General features: G+C 56.5%; 17 protein-coding genes. 10 read left to right on the forward strand and 7 right to left on the reverse strand.

Annotation, left to right across the window (positions count from 1 at the left end; translation table 11 throughout):
• Positions 1–6: 6 nt before the first annotated feature.
• From CU041_RS14830 to CU041_RS14850, 5 genes are all read left to right on the forward strand, one after another.
• Positions 7–978 (forward strand): class I SAM-dependent methyltransferase, encoded by a 972-nt coding sequence (locus CU041_RS14830; RefSeq protein WP_233433122.1) that lies wholly within the window; start codon positions 7–9, stop codon positions 976–978.
• 180 nt (positions 979–1,158) lie between these two features.
• The gene (queC, locus tag CU041_RS14835) at positions 1,159–1,911 is read left to right on the forward strand and encodes a 7-cyano-7-deazaguanine synthase QueC (RefSeq protein ID WP_068517649.1); all 753 of its coding nucleotides are present in this window, start codon (positions 1,159–1,161) and stop codon (positions 1,909–1,911) included.
• Between the two features lie 89 nt (positions 1,912–2,000).
• Complete coding sequence (queD, locus tag CU041_RS14840) at positions 2,001–2,357, forward strand: 6-carboxytetrahydropterin synthase QueD (RefSeq protein ID WP_068517537.1); 357 nt, start codon at positions 2,001–2,003, stop codon at positions 2,355–2,357.
• The gene (queE, locus tag CU041_RS14845; protein ID WP_233433123.1) at positions 2,354–3,145 is read left to right on the forward strand and encodes a 7-carboxy-7-deazaguanine synthase QueE; all 792 of its coding nucleotides are present in this window, start codon (positions 2,354–2,356) and stop codon (positions 3,143–3,145) included. The genes queD and queE overlap by 4 nt, the downstream gene beginning before the upstream one ends.
• A 542-nt stretch (positions 3,146–3,687) precedes the next feature.
• Positions 3,688–4,035: a hypothetical protein gene (locus CU041_RS14850; RefSeq protein ID WP_068517535.1), complete on the forward strand. Its 348-nt coding sequence runs from the start codon at positions 3,688–3,690 to the stop codon at positions 4,033–4,035.
• A gap of 149 nt (positions 4,036–4,184) precedes the next feature.
• Here CU041_RS14850 and CU041_RS14855 read toward each other — a convergent pair whose 3' ends face one another.
• From CU041_RS14855 to CU041_RS14865, 3 genes are all read right to left on the reverse strand, one after another.
• Positions 4,185–4,787 (reverse strand): methyltransferase family protein, encoded by a 603-nt coding sequence (locus tag CU041_RS14855; RefSeq protein ID WP_233433124.1) that lies wholly within the window; start codon positions 4,785–4,787, stop codon positions 4,185–4,187.
• Between the two features lie 328 nt (positions 4,788–5,115).
• On the reverse strand, positions 5,116–6,471 hold the full coding sequence (locus CU041_RS20950) for a helix-turn-helix domain-containing protein (RefSeq protein ID WP_233433125.1): 1,356 nt from the start codon (positions 6,469–6,471) through the stop codon (positions 5,116–5,118).
• Positions 6,468–7,925 carry a helix-turn-helix domain-containing protein gene (locus CU041_RS14865; protein WP_101247509.1) on the reverse strand — a complete coding sequence of 486 codons (1,458 nt, stop codon included), beginning with the start codon at positions 7,923–7,925 and terminating at the stop codon, positions 6,468–6,470. Before CU041_RS14865 ends, CU041_RS20950 begins: the two co-directional genes overlap by 4 nt.
• Positions 7,926–8,322: 397 nt before the next feature.
• On the opposite strand from CU041_RS14865, the gene CU041_RS14870 reads away from it, so the two are divergent.
• The 5 genes from CU041_RS14870 to CU041_RS14890 all read left to right on the forward strand — a co-directional run bounded on the left by CU041_RS14870 (position 8,323) and on the right by CU041_RS14890 (position 15,706).
• Entirely contained in the window at positions 8,323–8,907 is a 585-nt protein-coding gene (locus CU041_RS14870) for a PadR family transcriptional regulator (protein ID WP_068517533.1), read from the forward strand.
• Positions 8,908–9,020: 113 nt separating this feature from the next.
• Complete coding sequence (locus CU041_RS14875) at positions 9,021–10,193, forward strand: efflux RND transporter periplasmic adaptor subunit (RefSeq protein ID WP_101247510.1); 1,173 nt, start codon at positions 9,021–9,023, stop codon at positions 10,191–10,193.
• Between the two features lie 23 nt (positions 10,194–10,216).
• Positions 10,217–13,420 carry an efflux RND transporter permease subunit gene (locus CU041_RS14880; protein ID WP_101247511.1) on the forward strand — a complete coding sequence of 1,068 codons (3,204 nt, stop codon included), beginning with the start codon at positions 10,217–10,219 and terminating at the stop codon, positions 13,418–13,420.
• 340 nt (positions 13,421–13,760) lie between these two features.
• Entirely contained in the window at positions 13,761–14,687 is a 927-nt protein-coding gene (locus CU041_RS14885) for a TIGR02285 family protein (RefSeq protein ID WP_101247512.1), read from the forward strand.
• Between the two features lie 89 nt (positions 14,688–14,776).
• Positions 14,777–15,706: a hypothetical protein gene (locus CU041_RS14890; protein ID WP_101247513.1), complete on the forward strand. Its 930-nt coding sequence runs from the start codon at positions 14,777–14,779 to the stop codon at positions 15,704–15,706.
• Between the two features lie 122 nt (positions 15,707–15,828).
• Here the strand turns inward: CU041_RS14890 and pssA are convergent, their stop codons facing one another.
• The 4 genes from pssA to CU041_RS14910 all read right to left on the reverse strand — a co-directional run bounded on the left by pssA (position 15,829) and on the right by CU041_RS14910 (position 19,956).
• A complete protein-coding gene (gene pssA, locus CU041_RS14895; protein ID WP_068517528.1) occupies positions 15,829–16,689 on the reverse strand; it encodes a CDP-diacylglycerol--serine O-phosphatidyltransferase in 861 nt (286 codons plus the stop codon).
• Complete coding sequence (locus CU041_RS14900) at positions 16,689–17,387, reverse strand: phosphatidylserine decarboxylase (RefSeq protein WP_068517643.1); 699 nt, start codon at positions 17,385–17,387, stop codon at positions 16,689–16,691. The genes pssA and CU041_RS14900 overlap by 1 nt, the downstream gene beginning before the upstream one ends.
• Before the next feature lie 177 nt (positions 17,388–17,564).
• Entirely contained in the window at positions 17,565–18,683 is a 1,119-nt protein-coding gene (locus CU041_RS14905; RefSeq protein WP_101247514.1) for an Ig-like domain-containing protein, read from the reverse strand.
• Between the two features lie 295 nt (positions 18,684–18,978).
• Positions 18,979–19,956 (reverse strand): hypothetical protein, encoded by a 978-nt coding sequence (locus tag CU041_RS14910; RefSeq protein WP_101247515.1) that lies wholly within the window; start codon positions 19,954–19,956, stop codon positions 18,979–18,981.
• Between the last annotated feature and the right edge of the window lie 241 nt (positions 19,957–20,197).

Consider the following 20,197-nt stretch of genomic DNA (forward strand, 5'->3'; position numbering starts at 1 on the left):
ATCCTATTGTCAAAACCACAATCAGAAAAAGACCGGATCGACATGACCAACAATTCCCCGAACACCTGGCAGCACCTTTCTTCTGACTGGATCAACTGGGCCGACCGGCTTGCCCCGGCAGCCGAGAAAATCAACCGCCATATGATCGAGGCCGCGGATCTCGAGACCCTGGCGCGGTTGCGCGGTGATGCGCCGCTTGATGTGCTTGATCTGGCATCCGGGGTTGGGGAACCGGCCTTTTCCTTTGCCCGTGCACTCGCGGCACCGACCGGCGAAACGGCGACGGGTGGCGGGGCTGCTAATGACGCAGGACCGGCGAACAGCAATGATGTTAGCGCTAACACGCCCCACCCATCAGGGCATGTAACCGCATCCGATATCGTGCCTGAAATGTGTGACGGGCTGGCCGCGCGGGCTGAAGAAGAAGGCATCGCCAATATTTCCGTAATCCCGGCCGATATGGAAAATCTGCCATTTTCCGATCACAGCTTTGATGTCGTGTCATGTCGGTTTGGCGTGATGTTTTGCAATGATCCGGATCGGGCATTACGGGAAAGCCACCGGGTTTTGCGGCCCGGCGGGCGCGCGGTTTACATGGTTTGGGCACCGATGGTTGATAACCCGCTTTTTGCCGCGATGGATGCGGTTCTGGGCAATATACTGGGCATCGGCTTTGATCAGGCCGGACTTGATCCGTTTTCGTTTGGCAATATCGATCAATCCATGGACCGGATGGAAACGGCGGGCTTTACCGGCATTACTGCCACCACCCACAGCCCGGCCGGACGCATCCCCGAAAAGGTCGCGTTCTGGAAACCGCAAATGGACATGCTGTTTGGCAATGTTCTGCGCGATGCATCGGATATGGATCGCGGCGCGATTGATGCGGCGATGTTTGAAACACTTTCACCCTATATCGAAGACGGCCATTTTCAGGTTCCGATTTGTTTTCATGTGCTTAGTGGCAAGCGGGCCTGACAGACACCCGCCTCCCATCACATGACAAGGCCAAAATCGCAGCATTCCTGCGCCAAACGCATGGTTGCATGCGGTGATTTTTGCTTGCCTTTTGGCGGCCATCATGGCACATGCCCGCCCTGAAGCGATGATTGCTTCCCTGTCGTAGCACCAGGTTAAAAACACGAAAGACATATGATTATGAAGACGATTGTCGTCTGCTCTGGCGGACTGGATTCCGTCACGCTGGCCTATAAGGTTGCAGCCGAGCACAATTTGCATTCCCTGATTTCGTTCGATTATGGCCAGCGCCATAAAAAGGAACTCGATTTTGCCGCGCGCACTGCACGCGATCTTGGCGTCAAACATCACATTGTTGATCTGACACCGGTTGGTGCGCTTTTGACCGGATCGTCACTGACCAGTGATGATATCGATGTGCCCGATGGCCATTACGCCGAAGAAACCATGCGCGTCACCGTCGTGCCCAACCGCAATGCCATCATGCTGGCGGTGGCCTTTGGGGCGGCGGCCAGTGCCGGGGCCGATGCGGTTGCCGCGGCCGTTCATGGCGGGGATCATTTCATCTATCCCGATTGCCGTCCCGATTTCATCAAATCGTTCCAGGCCATGCAGGACCACGCCCTTGAAGGGGTTCGCGACGTCACCCTTTATACCCCGTTTGTCAATGTCTCGAAGGCCGACATCGCGCTTGAAGCCGGTCGGCTTGGCGTGCCGGTCGATCTGACCTGGTCATGCTACAAGGGCGGGGAAACCCATTGCGGTCGTTGCGGCACCTGTGTCGAACGGCGCGAGGCCCTTGAACTGGCCGGGGTCAAGGACCCGACCGTTTATGTCGATCGCGAATACTGGAAACAGGCCCGCGCCGATCACCGTGCGCGTCAGCTTGCCGCACATGAAACGGCATCTGCATCCAATAACGCCGCCGAATAATTCCTGAAATACCGTGATTTGACCGGGCTTGCGCCGATGGATTTCCATCCGGCTCGCACCCGGCCTGTAGCGCCATGAAAGACAGATTGATGTTCACCATCACCAAACAATTCGCCTTTTCCGCCAGCCACCAGTTGGCCGGACTGGAAGCAGATCACCCCTGTTCGCGCCTGCATGGCCATAACTATATCGTCGAGGTCGAACTTAAAGGCGCAAACCTTGACGCACGTGGTTTTGTGCGCGATTACCGTGAACTCGGGCCGCTTAAACGTCTGATTGATGATGAATTTGATCATCGTCACCTGAACGAAGTTCTGGGCCATGATCACCCGACCGCCGAAAAGCTTGCCCTGTTCTTTTATGAATGGGCCCATGATCGCTGGCCCGAAGTCAGCGCAGTGCGCGTTTCCGAAACACCGAAAACCTGGGCGGAATATCGTCCATGACGGTGATTGATCGCACTCTGGCAGCCATGTCGGACCCGGCCGAGCATCGCGGTAAAATCCGCATATCCGAGATTTTCGGCCCGACCGTTCAGGGCGAAGGCGCGCTGATCGGGGTGCCGACCGTATTTGTGCGCACCGGTGGCTGTGATTTTCGCTGTTCCTGGTGCGATACGCTTTATGCGGTTGATCCGGCCTTTCGGGCTGACTGGAAACCGATGACTGCGGCCGAGGTTCTTGAGGACGTCAAAAAGCTTTCAGGTGGCAAGCCGATCCTGATCACCCTGTCGGGCGGCAACCCGGCGATCCAGCCATTGGGCGCACTGATTGCCATGGGCAAGCAGGAAGGTTTCACCTTTGCCATCGAAACCCAGGGCAGCATCGCCAAGGACTGGTTTGCCGACCTTAACTACCTGACAATCAGCCCGAAACCGCCCAGCGCCTCAACCAGTTTTGATGCCGATGCCCTGACCGCCTGCATTGAAGCCGCGCAGTCACGCGGGATGCTCGATGGTCCTGCAATTACGTTGAAATTCCCGGTCCGTGACGAGGCCGACCTGATGTTTGCCGATTATGTGAGGAACCTTCACATTGGTATTCCGGTCTGTGTGCAGCCGGTCAACACAACCCCCGCCGAACCGCACCCGGATGGCAAAGACGGCGTTGATATCGAGGACCTGACCGCCCGCTATCGCTGGCTGGTCGATGAAATCGCCAAACGCCAGTGGTTTGATGTGCGTGTCTTGCCGCAATGGCACGTCCATGTCTGGGGCAATCTGCGCGGGGTATAAGCCGGCAACTTGTGACCACCGTGCTGTGCCTGGAAACGGCGCAACGAACGCGGTACACCAAGCCCGGCATCTGTCACTTGTCACTTGTCACTTATCACTTGTCACTCGGCACTCGGCACTCGGCACCGGATACACAGACACGGCATACAGCACACAGCACACGGGACACTTGCTGGATCTCAGCAAACGATGGCGGAGGCATCAGCATCGCGCATGGGGCATCGTGCTTGGGGCGTAGGCGTGGGCTTGGGCGTGGGCTTGGGCTTGGGCTTGGGCTTGGGCTTGGGCTTGGCAACACCAAAGTGCTGGTTTGCGTTTTGGCAATCACCATACCATATATAATATGCAAGCCCGGTTGTGCCGGAACGGTGCGCGGGTCTTGCAGGTGCTTTATCATCAGCCCGACGGTTTGAGCAGCCGGACGGTCACAGCACCCGGTTTCATTGCCGGACCCTGATCGCCCGCAAGGGGGCGCATTCACAATAAAAACCAGATCAGCCCCGCACGCGGTCATCTTCCGGATGCTCGAAGGAGCCATGATCATGAGCATTACCCGCACAACCCATCGTACGGTGACGTTCTTTCATCCGTTCCATCTGTCCTGCCATGACGGATTGCTGCCGGCGGGTGAATATGACGTCGATACACTTGAAAAGCTTGATACAGAGGCCGCAACGCGCAGCTATATCAAACTGGAATGCCACCTGCATCTTTGGTCGGATGGCGACACCAGGCGCACCGGAAAGCAGGATCAGGGCGAAAAGGTCCTGACGGTCAATCCGCGTGACCTTGAGGCGGCCCTGGCCCTTGATTCCGATCCGCTGCGCGAAGATGAACGCAACAAGATGATCAAATCATTTGGCGGATTGCCCGAAAATGACGCGGCGTAACACGCCCGCACGATACAGCCTATCGCGCCATCGCCATCATCATTGAAAACTGCGCCATCGCGTCCCGGCGCATCCCGGCTGATTTTTCACAGTCATTTCTGGCCTTTTTCCGAGTTTTCGGACTTTACCGGTCCAAAACCGCCCTCCCCCTAGGGCACATGAATGACCGGCACGATCCAGCCGTGATCCTGCAAAACCTTGATCCCTTCAAACACCGGTATTGCCATCAAGAACCAAAGCGCATCGCGCGTGGTCGTTAGAAAAAGCGATGGCCGACACACCAGATCGGCCTCGTCACGCCAGCGATGCCAGGTCGGGCGAAACCGCGGCACAAGGTTTTTATAGCGCGTGAATGCAACCCCGAACCGGGCGGCAAGATGGGCTTCTTCGCGCAGGACAACCGCCCGAAATACCAGCCAGCACAAAATCGCAAACAGCACCGCGATCACAAGGCTTCCGGTCTGAGCACCAATGCCAAACGCGCCGATGATGCTGAAAAGATACAGCGGATTGCGACATATCGAATAAGGGCCGGTTGTCACCAGCTCGTTCTTTTTGCGTCCACCAATATAAAGCGAACACCACCCCCGCCCGAAAATACAGATCGCAATGGCCGCAAGGCCGATGGCCTCGACCCCGTCATGGGCGGGACTGTCCACCGGAAGGACAGACCGGCTCAGCAACACAAGCAGCAAAAGCCCGCCAATCCCGACCCGGATCACTTTTTTGCGCCGGCGCTGAAGACGTTGCAAATCGGCGTCCCCGGCGGATCGGTTTGTCATTTCGCGGTGATGGGCATCGCAGCGGGCAATGGGTGGTAACGGCAATGGCGTTTGGCACGACAAGGCTTGTGCGCATGCGTCGGTTGTGACCGGGGAAAATGACGGCGGGTAAAATGATGCCGGGGACATTTGCGGGCTCCTGTAAATTTGTGACACAGAATCCCTATCCCCTGCCCGGTCCATCTGGCGTCCGGTGCTGCGTATCCGGTCGTTCGGATGCCGGTTCGGTCGCAGGCAATGGCGTTGACTGCGGATTTCCCCGCCAACATCACCGCCGCCTTTTTTGGGGCGGACAGCGTTATCCGGCGGTGTTGTTCAAAGCGGCATCGCGCACCGCACTTGGCGTTTCGCCGGTAAATTTCCGGAATGCCAGATTAAAGGTCGATTTGGAATTGAACCCGACGCTCAGCGCGATATCAAGGATCGTTCTTTCCGGTTCCAGCACAAGCACTGCACGGGCTTCTTCGATCCGGGTCTGATTGACGAAATCAAAGAAATTCTGCCCCAGATGCCGGTTCAGAACATAGGAAAGCTGATTGGGTGACACCCCGACCGCACGGGCAAGCTTTGGCAAGGATACCAGCGGATCAAGCAACAATTCCCGCCGTGCCCGGATATCGGCCAGCTTGGCAAGTGCGCGTTCCACCCCGTCATCATCAAGCAGCGACCGTGCGGCGTCCAAAGGTGTCGGCCGGACGTCAGATGCCGTCGCACGTTCCGGTCCACCAGTCAGGCCACCATTCAGGCCACCATTCAGGCCACCATGCAGGCCAGCATCCGGGCTGTCACGCACCTCATCCCCGGCGTCATCGCCCTGATTATTAACCGGGTTTGGCGATGCGGCTTGTGCCCGGCCGGTGGTTGCGGGGATTGCTGGTGTGGTTGCGCGTGCAGATGCGGTTTTGCCTGCGTCACCATCGGGCCAGTCGGCCATGACAAACAGCGCCGGTCTGGTGGCAATCACATAGGTCATGGCAAACAGAACCAGCACAAAGGCAAGGCCGGTCCCGGTCATTGCCATGGGTTCAGGAATGTAAAACGCGATGATGCGGCTCAACAGGACGGTCACGAAAATCAGGCAAACACCGCCCAGAATGACGGCAATCCAGCGCCGCATGGCCCGGCGGTCTGCGCCAAGCTGTTGCTGGGTCTGACGGAAATAGGTTTCTGACAACCGCCACAGGCGATGGATATAAAACGCCGCCTGCACAAAAATCGCCAACCAGCACACCGCCTTGACCGTTTCAACAATCACCGACTGTTCGTTTGTCGCCGGAACCGCCCCGAAACCATCAATGGTGAACAGCCAGGCCAGCAGATTGAAAATCACCGCGGCCGGAACAAAATGCACCCACGCACGACGATCCGGCGTTCCGGACAGTTCCCGGAAATAAAGATAGATCGCCGGACCAATCACGAAATTGGATGGAAAGAAAAACAGAACAATCAGGTCCTGCACCTGATCGGATCCGAATGTGTCGCCAACATCGGCCAGAAGATTGAGCATCAGGCAACACAGAAACAGCATCATCCACCGGTTGGCGGCAAGTGCGCGCACGCCTTCGGATCTGAGCAAAAGGCACAAAAACCCGCCCTGCAACAGCCCGACCACGGCAATTGTCACATCAAGATAATCCAGCACCCCGTTGCTCATGATTTGCCAACTGCACCTTGTGCTGTGCCCCCGTTGCCAGGATTGGGGCCGGAACCGGGATTGGCAAGCACGGCCGCCTTTTGGGCCAGTGACGCGGCAATCTTGGTCGCGGCTGGCTGATCAGCCGGTTGATCGAGGGGCTGATCCGCGGGAGACGCAACAGCATTGTCGCGCCCGGCTTCGCGAAATGCACTTGGCGTTTCGCCGGTGATTTTCTTGAAGGCCAGATTGAAGGTCGATTTCGAATTGAACCCGACACTCAGCGCGATATCAAGAATGGTGCGATCCGGTTCGAGCAACAAAACAGACCGCGCTTCGGCGATGCGCGCCGCATTGACGAAATCAAAGAAGCTTTGCCCGATATGATGGTTCAGAACATAGGACAGCTGATTTGGGGTCACCCCGACCGCACGCGCAAGCTTTGGCAGGGAAACCAGCGGATCAAGCAATATGTCACCGCGATTTTGAATGTCCGTTAACTGGGCAATGGCGCGTGCCAGCCCCTCCTCGTCAAGAAGCGGACGCACCGGACTGGTGACCGGGCTTGTGACCGGGTTGGTGACCGGGCCATCGGTTTTTCGGGCGGTCTGCCCCTGTTCCGATGCAGGTGCCGATGGCGATACCTGTGTCGATGCCGGAACCGGATCGGGATGGCCGGATCGCAAGAAGCGGTCCTGACGGATGATGACAGGCCCGTCATCGGCATCATCGATATCGGTATCGGATGGCCAGTCGGCCATCACAAACAGGGCCGGCCTTGTGGCAATTTCATATGTCATGGCAAACAGAACCGCGACAAAGGCCATTTCAGTGCCGAACATTTCGGTACTGCGCGGCAGATAAAGACCCACAATCTTGCCAATCGCGACCGTGACAAAAACAAGCGTCAAACCGCCAAGAATAACCCCGATCCAGCGCCGCATCAGATCACGGTCAGCCCCGAGCTGTTCCTGGGTTTGCTGGAAATAGCGGCATGCGACACGCCACAGCAGCGCAATATAAAGTGATATCTGGACAAAAATCGCCGTCCAGCAGAACACGGCAATCAGTTGCCGCACCGTATAGCCACCATCAAGGGCAATGGTCCGCCCGCCATCATGGGTGATGATCCAGGCAATCAGGTTGAACACCACCATCGGCAAAATCGCATGGATCCATGGCCGCCGCGATGGCTTGCCCGAAATTTCGCGGAAATAAAGATAGATCGCCGGGGCGATGACAAAATTGATCGGACCGAAAAACAGTTCAAGCGCCCGATCGACATCGGGAGAGACAAAATGTTCGATAACGTCTTCGATCAGGTTGCAGGCAATCGCAAAGATGAAAATCATCATCCAGCGGTTCGCCCCGAAGGCACGCGCACCTTCCGAACGCAGAATAAGACACAGGAAAACTGCCTGTATCAATCCAACGACGGCCACGGTGATACTTATATATTCCGTCCAACCGGTCATTCCGGTGTGCTCCTGATCTTTGCTGCGGTCTGCTGTTATCCGGGTTTGGTGCAAGCTTACCGCACAAACCGACTATATCGTTTCAATAGACACAATCGGACACAAAAGGCGTCCGACTATGCACAGACGGACGCATCGCACACCGCTTTGCGTCACATTCCCGAACAGACACCAACCCGATGCGGCCGGTTGATGCGCGATCCTGTTATGTAACAGATCGCCCGCACCAATCGTCCAGGTAGAGTCCGTGTCATAAAAATTTCTATCATATTCGATTGACTGTATCGAACTGATATATGATAGTCCGACATATATCGGACTGATATAACGATTTTGGCACCTTCCCCCGCCATGTCGTGATCAGTCCGGGGGAAGAAACAAGGACACAGAACAGAAGATGGACGTACGCACACTCTGTCTGGGCGCCCTGATGGGTGGCGAGGCAACGGGATATGAAATTCGCAAGATGTTCGAGGATGGCACTTTCAGCCATTTTCAAATCGCATCCCTTGGCTCGATCTATCCGGCCCTGACCAAACTGACGCAGGATGGCCTGGTTACGTTTGTCGAACATGAACAGGAAAACCGCCCGGACAAGAAGGTCTATCAACTGACCCAGGAAGGCCGACGGACATTCCTGCGTACCCTGCTGCAAACGCGCCCGGCCGAGGATCGTTATCGTTCGGACATTCTGTTCATGCTGACCTTTGCCGAAGAAATGCCGATCGAATTGACCGAAGCCCTGATTGATGAATTTGCCGCCCGTCATGAATTGATGAGCCACCAGATCGATCCGGATAACGAAGACAAGCAAGGAAGCCCGTCAACTTATGGCCGTGATGAAAATGGCAATCCCAAACCGGGATGCTGTTTTGTTGCCGGACTGGGACAGGCGATGTGCGACGCGACGTTGAAATTCATCCGGGAAAACAAACAGGGCCTGCTTGATGAATTGCGAAACTTCAAGGCGCGGAAACCCTGATCGCCATATCTGATCGGAAAACAGCCCGACCTGCTGCGAATTGACGCAAAAAGACGTGCCTGCCAAGTGCCAAGGACGCATTCCGTCACCGGAATATTTGAGGGAACAAGAACATGAACGCTTCACGCCTGATCGCAATTTTACTGGTCTTGGGGACCGTTATTTGGATCGGCAGCGCCTATCTCGGTGAAGATTCCGCAGAGGCCGCAAACCCGTCCGAACAACACGCGACCGAGGAAACCGCCAAACCGCGCGCCTCTGTCCGCACCATTACCAGCAAGGCGGTCGATCATGTCGATTATCTGCGCATTTCCGGGCGGACCGAAGCGGTCATTTCCGTTGATATCCGCGCAGAAACCGAAGCCCGCGTAATCGAAATCGGCGCCACCAAAGGCCAGGCTGTCAAAAAGGGCGACCTGATTGCCAAACTTGCCGTTGATGACCGGCTGGCACGGGTCGAAAAGGCGCGCGCCCTTGTCGCCCAGCGCGAACTTGAACACTCGGCGGCCAAAAGTCTGGCCGAAAAGAACTATCGCTCCAAAACCGGTGTTGCCCAGACTTTGGCATTGCTTGAAGAAGCCAAGGCCGATCTGACCATTGCACGGACCGAGCTGAACAATACTGAAATCCGCGCGCCGTTTGACGGTATCGTCGAAACGCGCCCGGCCGAGGTCGGCGATCTTTTGTCGATTGGCGATGCGGTTGCGACCCTGATCCAGACGGACCCGATGCTGGTGGTTGCACAGGTTCCCGAACATTCGATCGGTGCCATCGAACTGGGCCAGCTTGCCAGTGTGACGCTTTATGACGGCACCCGTCATGATGGCATTGTGCGCTATACCGCGCGGGTTTCTGACAACAATACCCGCACATTCCGGGTCGAAGTCGAAATCGACAATCGCGATCAGCATATCCCTGACGGCATGACGGCCGAGCTGCAAATCCCGGTCGGCACCAAGCGCGCCCATCAGGTTTTGCCATCGGTTCTGACCCTTAATGATGCCGGTGAACTTGGTGTGCGGGCCGTGACCGACGGCAACAAGGTCGTTTTCCTGCCCGCAGAATTGCAGGGCGGATCGCGTGACCGCGTCTGGATCGGCGGCCTGCCCCAGGAGTTCGAGCTGATCGTGGTTGGCCATGACTGGGTCAAGGAAGGTGCGATTGTCGATGTTGTGCATCTGGAAACCGATGAAAACGGTCTTCCGATTGCACCGGCACCGGCGGCGGCATCCGCGACCGGCAATGCCGATACCGCCACGACACTTTCGGAACGGACCGCGCAATAAGCGCGTGCATGAGGAGATAGAAAATGTCCCTGATTGATCACGCGTTAAACAGGTCGCGAACCGTTATCCTTGTTCTGATCCTGCTGCTGGCGGCGGGCTGGGTTGGCTATAACACCATCCCGAAAGAAGCCGATCCGGACGTCCAGATCCCGGTTCTTTATGTCACCATGCATCATGACGGTGTTTCGCCCGAAGATGCCGAACGGCTGTTGCTGCGCCCGATGGAGCAGGAATTGCGTTCGATCGAAGGTGTCAAGGAAATGAGCTCCCAGTCCTATCAGGACGGGGCATCGGTGACGCTTGAATTCTATTCCGATGTTGAAATCGACGAGGCATTGGCAGATGTCCGCGAACGGGTCGATATCGCCAAATCCGAACTGCCCGAAGATACCGACGATCCCGAAGTTCACGAAGTGAACCTGTCGCTGTTCCCGGTTCTGGTCGTGACCCTTTCGGGGGATGTGCCCGAACGTGCGCTTCTGCGCATGGCCCGCGACCTTAAGGATTCAATCGAAGGCATCCCGGCGGTTCTCGAAGCCAATCTTGCCGGGGACCGCGAAGAACTTGTCGAATTTGTCATCGACCCGATGAAGGTCGAGGCCTATCGCCTGAACGGCATCGATATCGTATCGCTGGTGCGCAATTCCAACGCGCTTGTCGCCGCCGGTGCGGTCGATACCGGCACCGGACGGTTCAACATCAAGGTGCCCGGCCTGTTTGAAAGCGTGTCCGACATTCTTGACATGCCGCTGATTGTTGACGGGGATTCCGTCATCCGGTTCCGGGATATCGGCGATGTGCGCCGAACCTTCAAGGATGCCGAAAGCTTTGCCCGCCTGAATGGCGAACCGGCAATCGCGATCGAGGTTTCCAAACGTGTCGGTGAAAACATCATCGAGGTCATCGATGCGATCAAGGCCACCACGGCCGAGGCACAGCAAGCCTTTCCGCCCAACCTGACGGTCAGCTATTCACAGGACAAGTCATCCGACATCCGCACCATGCTGACCGATCTTCAGAACAGTGTGATCCTGGCGATCCTGCTGGTGATGGTGGTGGTGATCTGGTCGCTGGGCTGGCGGTCGGGACTTCTGGTCGGGCTGGCCATTCCGGGGTCATTCCTGACGGCGATCCTGATCCTTTGGGCGCTGGGCATGACGGTCAATATCGTCGTTCTGTTCAGTCTGATCCTTGCGGTAGGGATGCTGGTGGATGGCGCCATTGTTGTCACCGAATATGCCGATCGTAAAATGATTGACGGCCTGCATCGCAAGGAAGCCTATCCGCTTGCGGCAAAACGCATGGCATTGCCGATCATTGCATCGACCGCCACCACGCTTGCGGCCTTCCTGCCCCTGGCATTCTGGCCCGACATCGTCGGCGAATTCATGAAATTCCTGCCGATTACGGTTCTGTTTACCCTGTCGGCATCGCTTGTCATGGCGCTGATCTTTGTCCCGACGGTCGGAGCATGGTTTGGCAAACCGGGCAGTGAAAGCAATGAAAGCCTAGAAGCCATTGCTGCCGACCATGCCGATGACATTCACAAGGTCAAGGGCGGCACCGGGCTTTATGTCCGGATGCTCAGGACGTCACTTCGCTTCTATTGGCTGGTGGTGCCTGCGGCCTTTGTCATTCTGATTGTGGTCTGGGGTGCGTTTGGCGTGCTGGGCAAGGGTGTGGAATTCTTCCCGGCGGTTGAACCGGAAGTCGCCGTTGTCCAGGTCCGTGCGCGCGGCAACCTGTCCTATTATGAACAGGATGCGTTGCTCAAGGAAGTCGAAGACCGCATTCTTGACCTTGATGCCCGTCACGAAGGCGAACACTGGTTTGATACGGTCTATGCCCGGTCGGGCAAGAATGCCGGTGGTAATGAGGCCTCCGAAGATGTGATCGGTGTCGTGCAGCTTGAATATGCCGACTGGCAGAACCGCCCCAAGGCAACCGAGATCGAAAAACGCATTCTGGCCGAAACGGCCGATCTTGCCGGGATCCATGTCGAAGTCCGCGCCCAGGAAGCAGGTCCGCCCCAGGGCAAGGACATCCAGATACAGCTGCGTTCCTTCTATCCCGAACTTCTGGATGAAACCGCGACCATGCTGGTCAACGGTTTGCAGGAAATGGGCGGCATGTATAACTTCGAAGACGGCAAATCGCCCCCGGGCATTGACTGGGAATATACGGTTGACCGTGCCCAGGCGCTTAAATTCGGGGCCGATATCAACCAGATCGGCAATGTCGTCAAACTGGTGACCAACGGCATCAATTTCTCGACCTATCGTCCGGATGATTCAACCGAGGAAATCGATATTGTCGGGCGCTATCCCGCACAGTACCGGTCGCTTGATGAACTTGAAAACCTTCAGATCGTGACCGACAAGGGTTTGGTGCCGCTGTCGAACTTCATCACACGTACTCCCAAACCCAAAACCGGGACCCTGACCCGTGTGGACAGCCGTCGTGCATTGACGGTCAAGGCCGACGTTCAGGACGGGGTGCTGGTTGATACCAAACTGGGCGAGGTCAAGGAATGGATGAAGACGCTTGATATCGATCCGCGAATTTCAGTCGAATTCAAGGGACAGGACGAAGAACAGAAAAAGTCTGCGGACTTCCTGATGAATGCCTTTACGGTCGCGCTGTTCATCATGTTCATCATTCTGGTAACGCAGTTCAACAGCATCTCGAGCTCGCTTCTGATCATGATCGCGATCATCATGTCGACGGCGGGTGTGTTCCTGGGGCTTATGATCACCGGGCAGGCCTTCTCGATCGTGATGAACGGTATTGGCGTCGTCGCACTGGCCGGGATTGTTGTGAACAACAATATTGTTCTGATCGATACCTTTGACCGGCTTAAACACACCGCCGGAAGCATCGAGGCCGCCATTCTGCAAACCGGTGCACAGCGTTTGCGCCCGGTGATGCTGACCACGGTGACCACCATTCTTGGTCTGGTGCCGATGGTGCTTCAGATCAATATCGACTTTGCCGCCCGGGATGTTTCAATCGGCGCACCGTCAACCCAGTGGTGGGTACAGCTTTCGACCTCGATCGCATTCGGTCTGGCCTTTGCCACGGCCCTGACCCTGATCTTTACGCCCTGCGCATTGATGATGCGTCACAAGCTTGGTGGCAAGTTCCGCCATCTTGGCCCGTGGGTGAAATCGGTCAGTGCGACCTGGCTTGGTCGTGGTCCCAAAAATCAGTCCGGCCCGACGGCCTGATCACCATAGCCGCGCGACTTTTTCCCCCGACCCCGCCGCGCGGTTACACCGGCCCCCTTCCCCGGGGGCCGGTGATTTATTTTGGTAATTTATTTTGGTGATTTATTTTCCGGCCAAGAAAACAGGGACCCTAACCATTTGCCTTCAAGACAATATATCTAAATATACGTATAAACGAATTCACATGCGCAATCAGCGTTCTGCCTTCGACAAAAGGCGTAGACAGGCCGTTATTGCAATGCAATGCCGGGCAAAGCTAATACACACTTTGCTAAGGAAGTTGCGTGTATCGTTAAACAAAATACAAAAAAGAATTCGTAATCGGGAACAGGGGATTGCAATGGCGAGGGGTAAACTCGGCCCGACCAGCTTGTGCCTGCTGGCTGGAGCATGGCTGTGCATATTGCTGGCATCCGGTGATGTTCGGGCGCAAAACAGTCCGACATTCACATGGGCTGTGCCGCCCTTTGCCCCGGCCTTTATCACAGATCAGGACGAACTGACCGGATACGCCGCCGATACCCAGAACTGGTTTGCCCAGCGTCTTCCGCACTATCATCACGAAATCCTGCAAGTACCGCTTGCCCGGTTGTTGGCCGAAATGAAAAGCGGCGATGGCGAATTGCGCTGTTCGGCGACCCTGATCCCCACACCGGAACGCCGCGAATATATTACCTTTGCCAAGACGATCCTTTTGCATCTGCCGATTTCGGTTGTCATCCGGGTCGAAGACCAGGACCTGTTTGCGCCCTATCTTGATGATGCCGGCCATGTCGAACTGTCGCGTCTTGTCTCGGATCAGCATCTTACGACGGCGATCCGCATCGGCCGGGCCTATGGCACCCAGGTCGACAAACAATTGATGGCCCATCGCAATGATGTCCATGTCATGCAGGTCGCCGATGACACCAAATTCCTGCGCATGCTTGAACTTCATCGCATTGACTGGACGCTGTATTTCCCGTCAGAGGCCGAATTTTACCGCCGCGACCAGACCCCGGAGCTAAAAATCAAGGCGCTTCCGATTGCCGGCAGCACCACCTTGCTCGAAGCGACCATCGGCTGTGCCAACACCCCGGCCGGACGCAAAGCCATTGCCGAAATCAACAGGATTATCGATGATCACCCGTCCATGCCCTGGACCGATTTCTATGCCGAATGGCTAAGCCCGCAGGACCGCGACTGGTTCAAGGCCGCGCGCGACCAATTCATCAATCCCAACCAGTTCGAAGCCCGGCTGCAATATCATCACCGGCCGGAAAAATAGAATTTCACCAATAAATATTTGCATTTAGCGCCCCGAATTCCCTTATAAGTAAGCAGTTGAATTTCCTGCTTGAACGGGGAGAAATGATAATGCGCCCCATCGGGAACCGTCATGTGCGCCGGGTTGCGCGATCCAGTTTTGCTGTGCTGTTTTTGGCAATCTGCCTGACCTTGGTCGGGGCGGGAATGACCGCCCATGCCCAGACCAAACAACCCGTCACCTGGGCGCTGACACCCCTGCCGCCCGCGATGCTCGAAAAGGACGGGGCGATTGTCGGTTACGGGGTGGACATTCTGGACTGGTTTGCCGCCCGCCTTCCCGACTATCAGCATCAAAAGGAAATCATTCCCCTGCCCCGGCTGGTCAAAACCATTACCGGGCCGGGCACCTATTGCAATATCGGCATGAACCCGACCGAAGAACGCAAAAAGTTCCTGCATTTCAGCGAAGCGGTGCTCCCACACCTTCCGGTCAGCCTGATCACAAGCCCGCACCGCGAAGAACAGATCAAGCCGTTTCTCAATCCGGATGGGGAAATCGATCTTGAACGCATGATCACGTTTGGCAAGCTTAATGGTGCCTTGCGCTCCCAGCGTTCCTACGGGGCGACGATTGACGCAATCCTGCGGCGAAACATCAACAATCCGGGCCTAAGCTTTATTGGCAATGACGCCAATTTCTTGCAGCTTATTGCGCTTGGCCGGCTGGACTGGACGCTGTATCTGCCCGCCGAAGCAGAATATTACCGCCGCACCAAACTGCCCGGTGAAATCTTTTCAAGCTGGCATATCGCGGGCAATGACTATCTGATGCCGGCATCGATTGCATGCAGCAAAACCGTGGTCGGCGATGCGATTGTTGCCGCGATCAATACCCTGGTCAAAGACAATCCCGACATGCCCTGGACCCGGTTTTATGCCTCGTCCCTGTCCGAACAGGACCAGATCCGCTATCAGCAGAAACTGCGCAACTATCAACGTGCACCCGGATCAAGCCTGTCACAGGTGATTGATCAGTAAGCCGGATGACGCCTTTGCGTCCCGATACGTTTCCGCCTTCCCTCACAGCCAGCACAACCTTCCCAGCCGTCACAAACAAAAAAAGCCGACAAGACTGTCGGCTTTTTGCGGATCAATTCGGATCAGTTCTGATGGACGCGATTAAGCCCCTCGTCGGGATCATCATCGGGTTCGCCATCATCATCTTCTTCGTCCGGGGTATCCTGTTCCTGCTGATGTTCGACACCCATGCGGCGATAGGAACGATAGGATAGCGGGAAGGTGATGAAATAGATCGCGGCAATCGCCGAAAGCGTCAGCCACGGCGAGGACACCAGAAACGCCACCGACGCCCCGAAGGCCAGCATCAACGGCAATACCCATGCGCGCGGGACCTTGACCTTCTTGAAGCTGAAGGTCGGCAGGCGCGACACCATCAGACCGGCAATCAGAACACCATAAGGTGCAACGATATAGGGGCTGTCAAAGATGCCTTCGCCAAACTGGAAAGTCAGGACAATCGGCCACATGGCAAGGGCGGCTGCCGCCGGGGCCGGAACCCCGGTAAAGAAGCGATAAGCCCAGGTCGGCAATTCCGGTTCACCCAGCATCTGGGTGTTAAACCGTGCCAGACGCAGCATCATGCAAACCGCAAACAGCAGCGACAAAGCCCAGCCGATGCCACCGAATTCATGAAGCGACCAGAAATACAGCATCATCGCCGGTGCGACGCCAAAGCAGACAAAATCCGACAGACTGTCGAGTTCGCCGCCAAAGCGGCTTGACGCGTTAAGCATCCGGGCCAGACGGCCATCAAGGCCGTCAATGATCCCGGCAATCAGAATGGCGGCAACCGCGGCTTCCCACCGATCCTGCATCGCAAAGCGGATCGAGGTCAAACCGGCACACATACCCATGATCGTCGCCACATTGGGCACCAGCCGCGTAAGCGACATCGCCTTGAAACGACGCGGACGACGGGTCGGTTCGATGCCGCCAGCCATTAGCGGATCTCCCCGACGGCGGCTTCCTTGCCCTTGACCGAAACATCGGCAAGAACAGTTTCACCGGCAATCGTGGTCTGACCGACAATCACGTTCGGCGACACACCTTCGGGCAGATAGACATCAACGCGCGAGCCAAAGCGGATCAGGCCGAAACGCTCACCAGCCTTAAGCTGGGATCCGGTACCGACATCACACAGAATACGACGCGCGACCAGACCGGCGATCTGGACAACACCGAATTCGCGGCCTTCCTTGTCACGGACAAGCAGGATCTGGCGTTCGTTGTTTTCCGATGCCTTGTCGAGTTCGGCATTGACGAATTTGCCCGGAACATAGGCCTCGCCAACGACTTCGCCATTCACCGGGCAACGGTTCACATGGACATTGAAAACGTTCATGAAGATCGAAACGCGGGTGCGCGGGGTCTTGTCGTCAAGTTCCAGTTCCTTGGGCAGCGGCGCCTGCGAAATCATGCAGACACGCCCGTCGGCCGGCGAAATCACCAGATTTTCATCGGTCGGGGTGATGCGGTCCGGATCACGGAAGAAATAGGCACACCACAGCGTCAGGATCACGCCGATCCAGCCCAATGGTTCCGCAATCAGGAACAAGCCCACAGTAATTGCCGCGAAAATCGCAACGAATTTCCAGCCTTCAGGATTGATCGGTACAAGAACGGATTTCAAAGTCTTAATTCCCTGGTTGCCATGGATCGGGCATATCAAATCGATACCATCGGTATCATGCGGGCGCGTTCTTAGCATCTAGTGATGACAAAGGGCAACGCAACCCGACAAAACTGTTCGCCAAAAAATCGAAAGGCGCAAAACACACTTATCATGTGTTTTGCGCCTCGAAAAGAAAAGCGATGCTTACTGAGCTTTTTCTTCGTTGGGCAGGGCGAAAATCTGGCCCGGATAGATCAGGTCAGGATCGCGGATCTGCTTGCGGTTCTGGTGATAGATCACCCAGTATTTCAAACCGTCACCATAGGTGCGCCGTGCAATCCGCCATAGGCTGTTGCCCGGCTGAACGACATAGCGTGACCCCGGCTCAAGAATTTCATCAGGGCGGGCACGTTCAAACGGAATTTCAACACGTGCCGTCACCTTTCCGGTATCATCAAGCTGATCGGCACGCATGGTGTAATTGCCCGGTTCGATCGGCTCACCAATGGTCAGCGCCCAGTTGCCGTTTTCATCGGCGGGGGCGGTCCCGACATGCTGGTTATCAAGATAGACCTGAACGCTGTGGTTCATGTCAGCCTTGCCCGACATGGCAACGCGGCCCTGTTCGTCATAATCGACAACATCGATCGACAGGCGCGGCATGCCCGGTTCGTCAGTGCCGACATCTTCGCTTTTGGCATCGACCGGTTCTTCAAGCTTGGCCGGGCCCTGAAGTACGGTTGCGGCACCGTCGCCTTCGGATGGAACCTTAAGGGCGATGATCGGTGCGCTTTCTTCCTTGGTTTCCGCCGTTTCAGCGTTACCTTCCGATGCACCGTCCGCCGTTGCGGCATCGGGTTTGGCATCGGGGATCAGCACCACGACCTTGTCGTCGGCCTTGGCAACCGTGCCGCTGGCATCTTCGGATTCAAGGGAAAGTTCGCGGTCGCCACTTGCCAGCGGTTTGCCCGGCAGAACGACCCATTCGCCACGCTCGTCAGCTGTTGCTTCGCCGATGACTTCTTCGCCTTCGCGGATGCGGACCTTGCTGTTGGGGGCGGCACGACCGGCGATCACGGCATTGCCGTCCGGACCGATGCGCACAACATCAAAACTTGGATTGGTGATTTCCGGTGCCGAAGATTCCGGCGATGCTGCCGGTTCCGGAGCCTTGACCTCAGAGGTATCTGTGGTCGTAACCGCGGGCGCCTGTGTGACCGGCGCAGTGTCTTCATCTGCACTTTGGGTCAACATGTAATTCAGCGCAATCGCCGCAATGATCAGTACAACGCCGACAATGACGAGGATATAGGGTCGTTTCACCGGAAATATCCTTGAACGATGTTTATGTTATCAGGGTTTTACCCCCATGGTCGCGGCCAAATCGTTGGAATTGCTTGCCATATTCCCCTCAAACAACCCCTTTGGACGCGTTAATTAGAAACTTGTACTACTTTCAGATCACAGTTTCCATAACGTAACGAACAAACGATATCGCGCAACCGTTAGGTAAAGATGAATAGAATCAGTCTGTTTGCTTAAATAACAGAATGCTTAATCAGTCAAATCGCCACAGCAATCATCAATCGCCGGTCACGCGCCACCGCCCGGATCCGGATTACAGGCTGCTGGCCATCTGGGCTGCGACATAGGCAACCAGTGCCGTCATGATCAGGGGCAGAACCAGCACCCCGAACCGGATCACGCTGCGCACCAGCACGGCCTGTGCCGGATTGGCATCGGGCACCAATGCGCCAATCCGGGCCGCACCGCGCCCGGCCGACACCACCAGCAACAACACCGCAAAGGCAAAGCATGATGCCGGCATCAGGATCATCATCGCCGCCGCACTGGCCATCAGGGCCCCGACAACGCCCAGCCACACCGTCGCACGATATTGCGGGGCGGCCTTTTCCGACACCAGTGCAACCACCAGTGCGATCCACAGGGCGGCCTGAAACACCACATGCTGGCCAAGGCCGAATTGATGGGCAATGATCCCCTGCCCCAATGCCAGCGTCATGAGCATGGCAACCGGGCCAGGCTTGGCATCGCCCGCGGGTCCCGCACCGGCATCCTGGGTGGATGATTTGGTATTTCGGGTTTTGGCCGTCTTGGATTTTTTGCCCCTTGCCGGTTTGTCGGAAGGGTCGTCATCCTGATCAAAGTCCGGGCGTGTCACCCACAGGAAACAGCCGCCAATAATCAGAAAGGCCAACCATGCCAGGATCTTGATCCCGCCCGGATGATAGGAAAGCCCGCTGATCGGGGCCGCAAGCACAAGCCATGCCCCCAACAGCAGCAATACCGCCGAAACCACCAGACATACCCGTTCGGACAATCGCGAAAAATCAAGGATCGCGCCACAGACACCGCCCAGAACCAGCATCAGCAACGCCGCCCCGACACCCCCGCGCGCAGTATCGGGCAGACCGATTGCGGCTGGCACGGCAACCGCGACTGCCGGAATAATCGCGCCCAGAACAAGACGGCGCGCCACCGCCCGTTCAAGGCCAAGCCACAGCGCAAGCATCAGAACCGCGGCAATAATGCCCGACACCAGAATGGCAAGTAATAAGGGATTGTCGACAAACACGGTGGGCGATCCTGCCTTCTTTTCGTTGGTTGGTTATCTGTTGCTTTTGCCGGGCACGATGATGTGCACAGCATTACCCATCCCACAATCAGGTTCATAACTTGTTAACTCTCGTGCGAATTCCGCACAGAACAAGCAGCGCGCGCGATCAGCTCGTTACGCTGGATGGTTTCGCCCGATCGCCGGATCGTTTCACCAGATTGCCGGATGGCCGGGCCGTTGTGACAAACAAAAGCAACGG

Origin of the sequence: Thalassospira povalilytica, assembly GCF_002844235.1 — a bacterium.
Lineage (GTDB): Bacteria > Pseudomonadota > Alphaproteobacteria > Rhodospirillales > Thalassospiraceae > Thalassospira > Thalassospira povalilytica.

What these genes read in the sequence shown, in the direction of transcription:
- queC (WP_068517649.1), top strand. Translation starts at nt 1,159, where the DNA reads ATGAAGACGATTGTCGTCTGCTCTGGCGGACTGGATTCCGTCACGCTG.
- queD (WP_068517537.1), top strand. Translation starts at nt 2,001, where the DNA reads ATGTTCACCATCACCAAACAATTCGCCTTTTCCGCCAGCCACCAGTTG.
- queE (WP_233433123.1), top strand. Translation starts at nt 2,354, where the DNA reads ATGACGGTGATTGATCGCACTCTGGCAGCCATGTCGGACCCGGCCGAG.
- CU041_RS14850 (WP_068517535.1), top strand. Translation starts at nt 3,688, where the DNA reads ATGAGCATTACCCGCACAACCCATCGTACGGTGACGTTCTTTCATCCG.
- CU041_RS20950 (WP_233433125.1), bottom strand. Translation starts at nt 6,471, where the DNA reads ATGAGCAACGGGGTGCTGGATTATCTTGATGTGACAATTGCCGTGGTC.
- CU041_RS14865 (WP_101247509.1), bottom strand. Translation starts at nt 7,925, where the DNA reads ATGACCGGTTGGACGGAATATATAAGTATCACCGTGGCCGTCGTTGGA.
- CU041_RS14870 (WP_068517533.1), top strand. Translation starts at nt 8,323, where the DNA reads ATGGACGTACGCACACTCTGTCTGGGCGCCCTGATGGGTGGCGAGGCA.
- CU041_RS14875 (WP_101247510.1), top strand. Translation starts at nt 9,021, where the DNA reads ATGAACGCTTCACGCCTGATCGCAATTTTACTGGTCTTGGGGACCGTT.
- CU041_RS14880 (WP_101247511.1), top strand. Translation starts at nt 10,217, where the DNA reads ATGTCCCTGATTGATCACGCGTTAAACAGGTCGCGAACCGTTATCCTT.
- CU041_RS14885 (WP_101247512.1), top strand. Translation starts at nt 13,761, where the DNA reads ATGGCGAGGGGTAAACTCGGCCCGACCAGCTTGTGCCTGCTGGCTGGA.
- CU041_RS14890 (WP_101247513.1), top strand. Translation starts at nt 14,777, where the DNA reads ATGCGCCCCATCGGGAACCGTCATGTGCGCCGGGTTGCGCGATCCAGT.
- pssA (WP_068517528.1), bottom strand. Translation starts at nt 16,689, where the DNA reads ATGGCTGGCGGCATCGAACCGACCCGTCGTCCGCGTCGTTTCAAGGCG.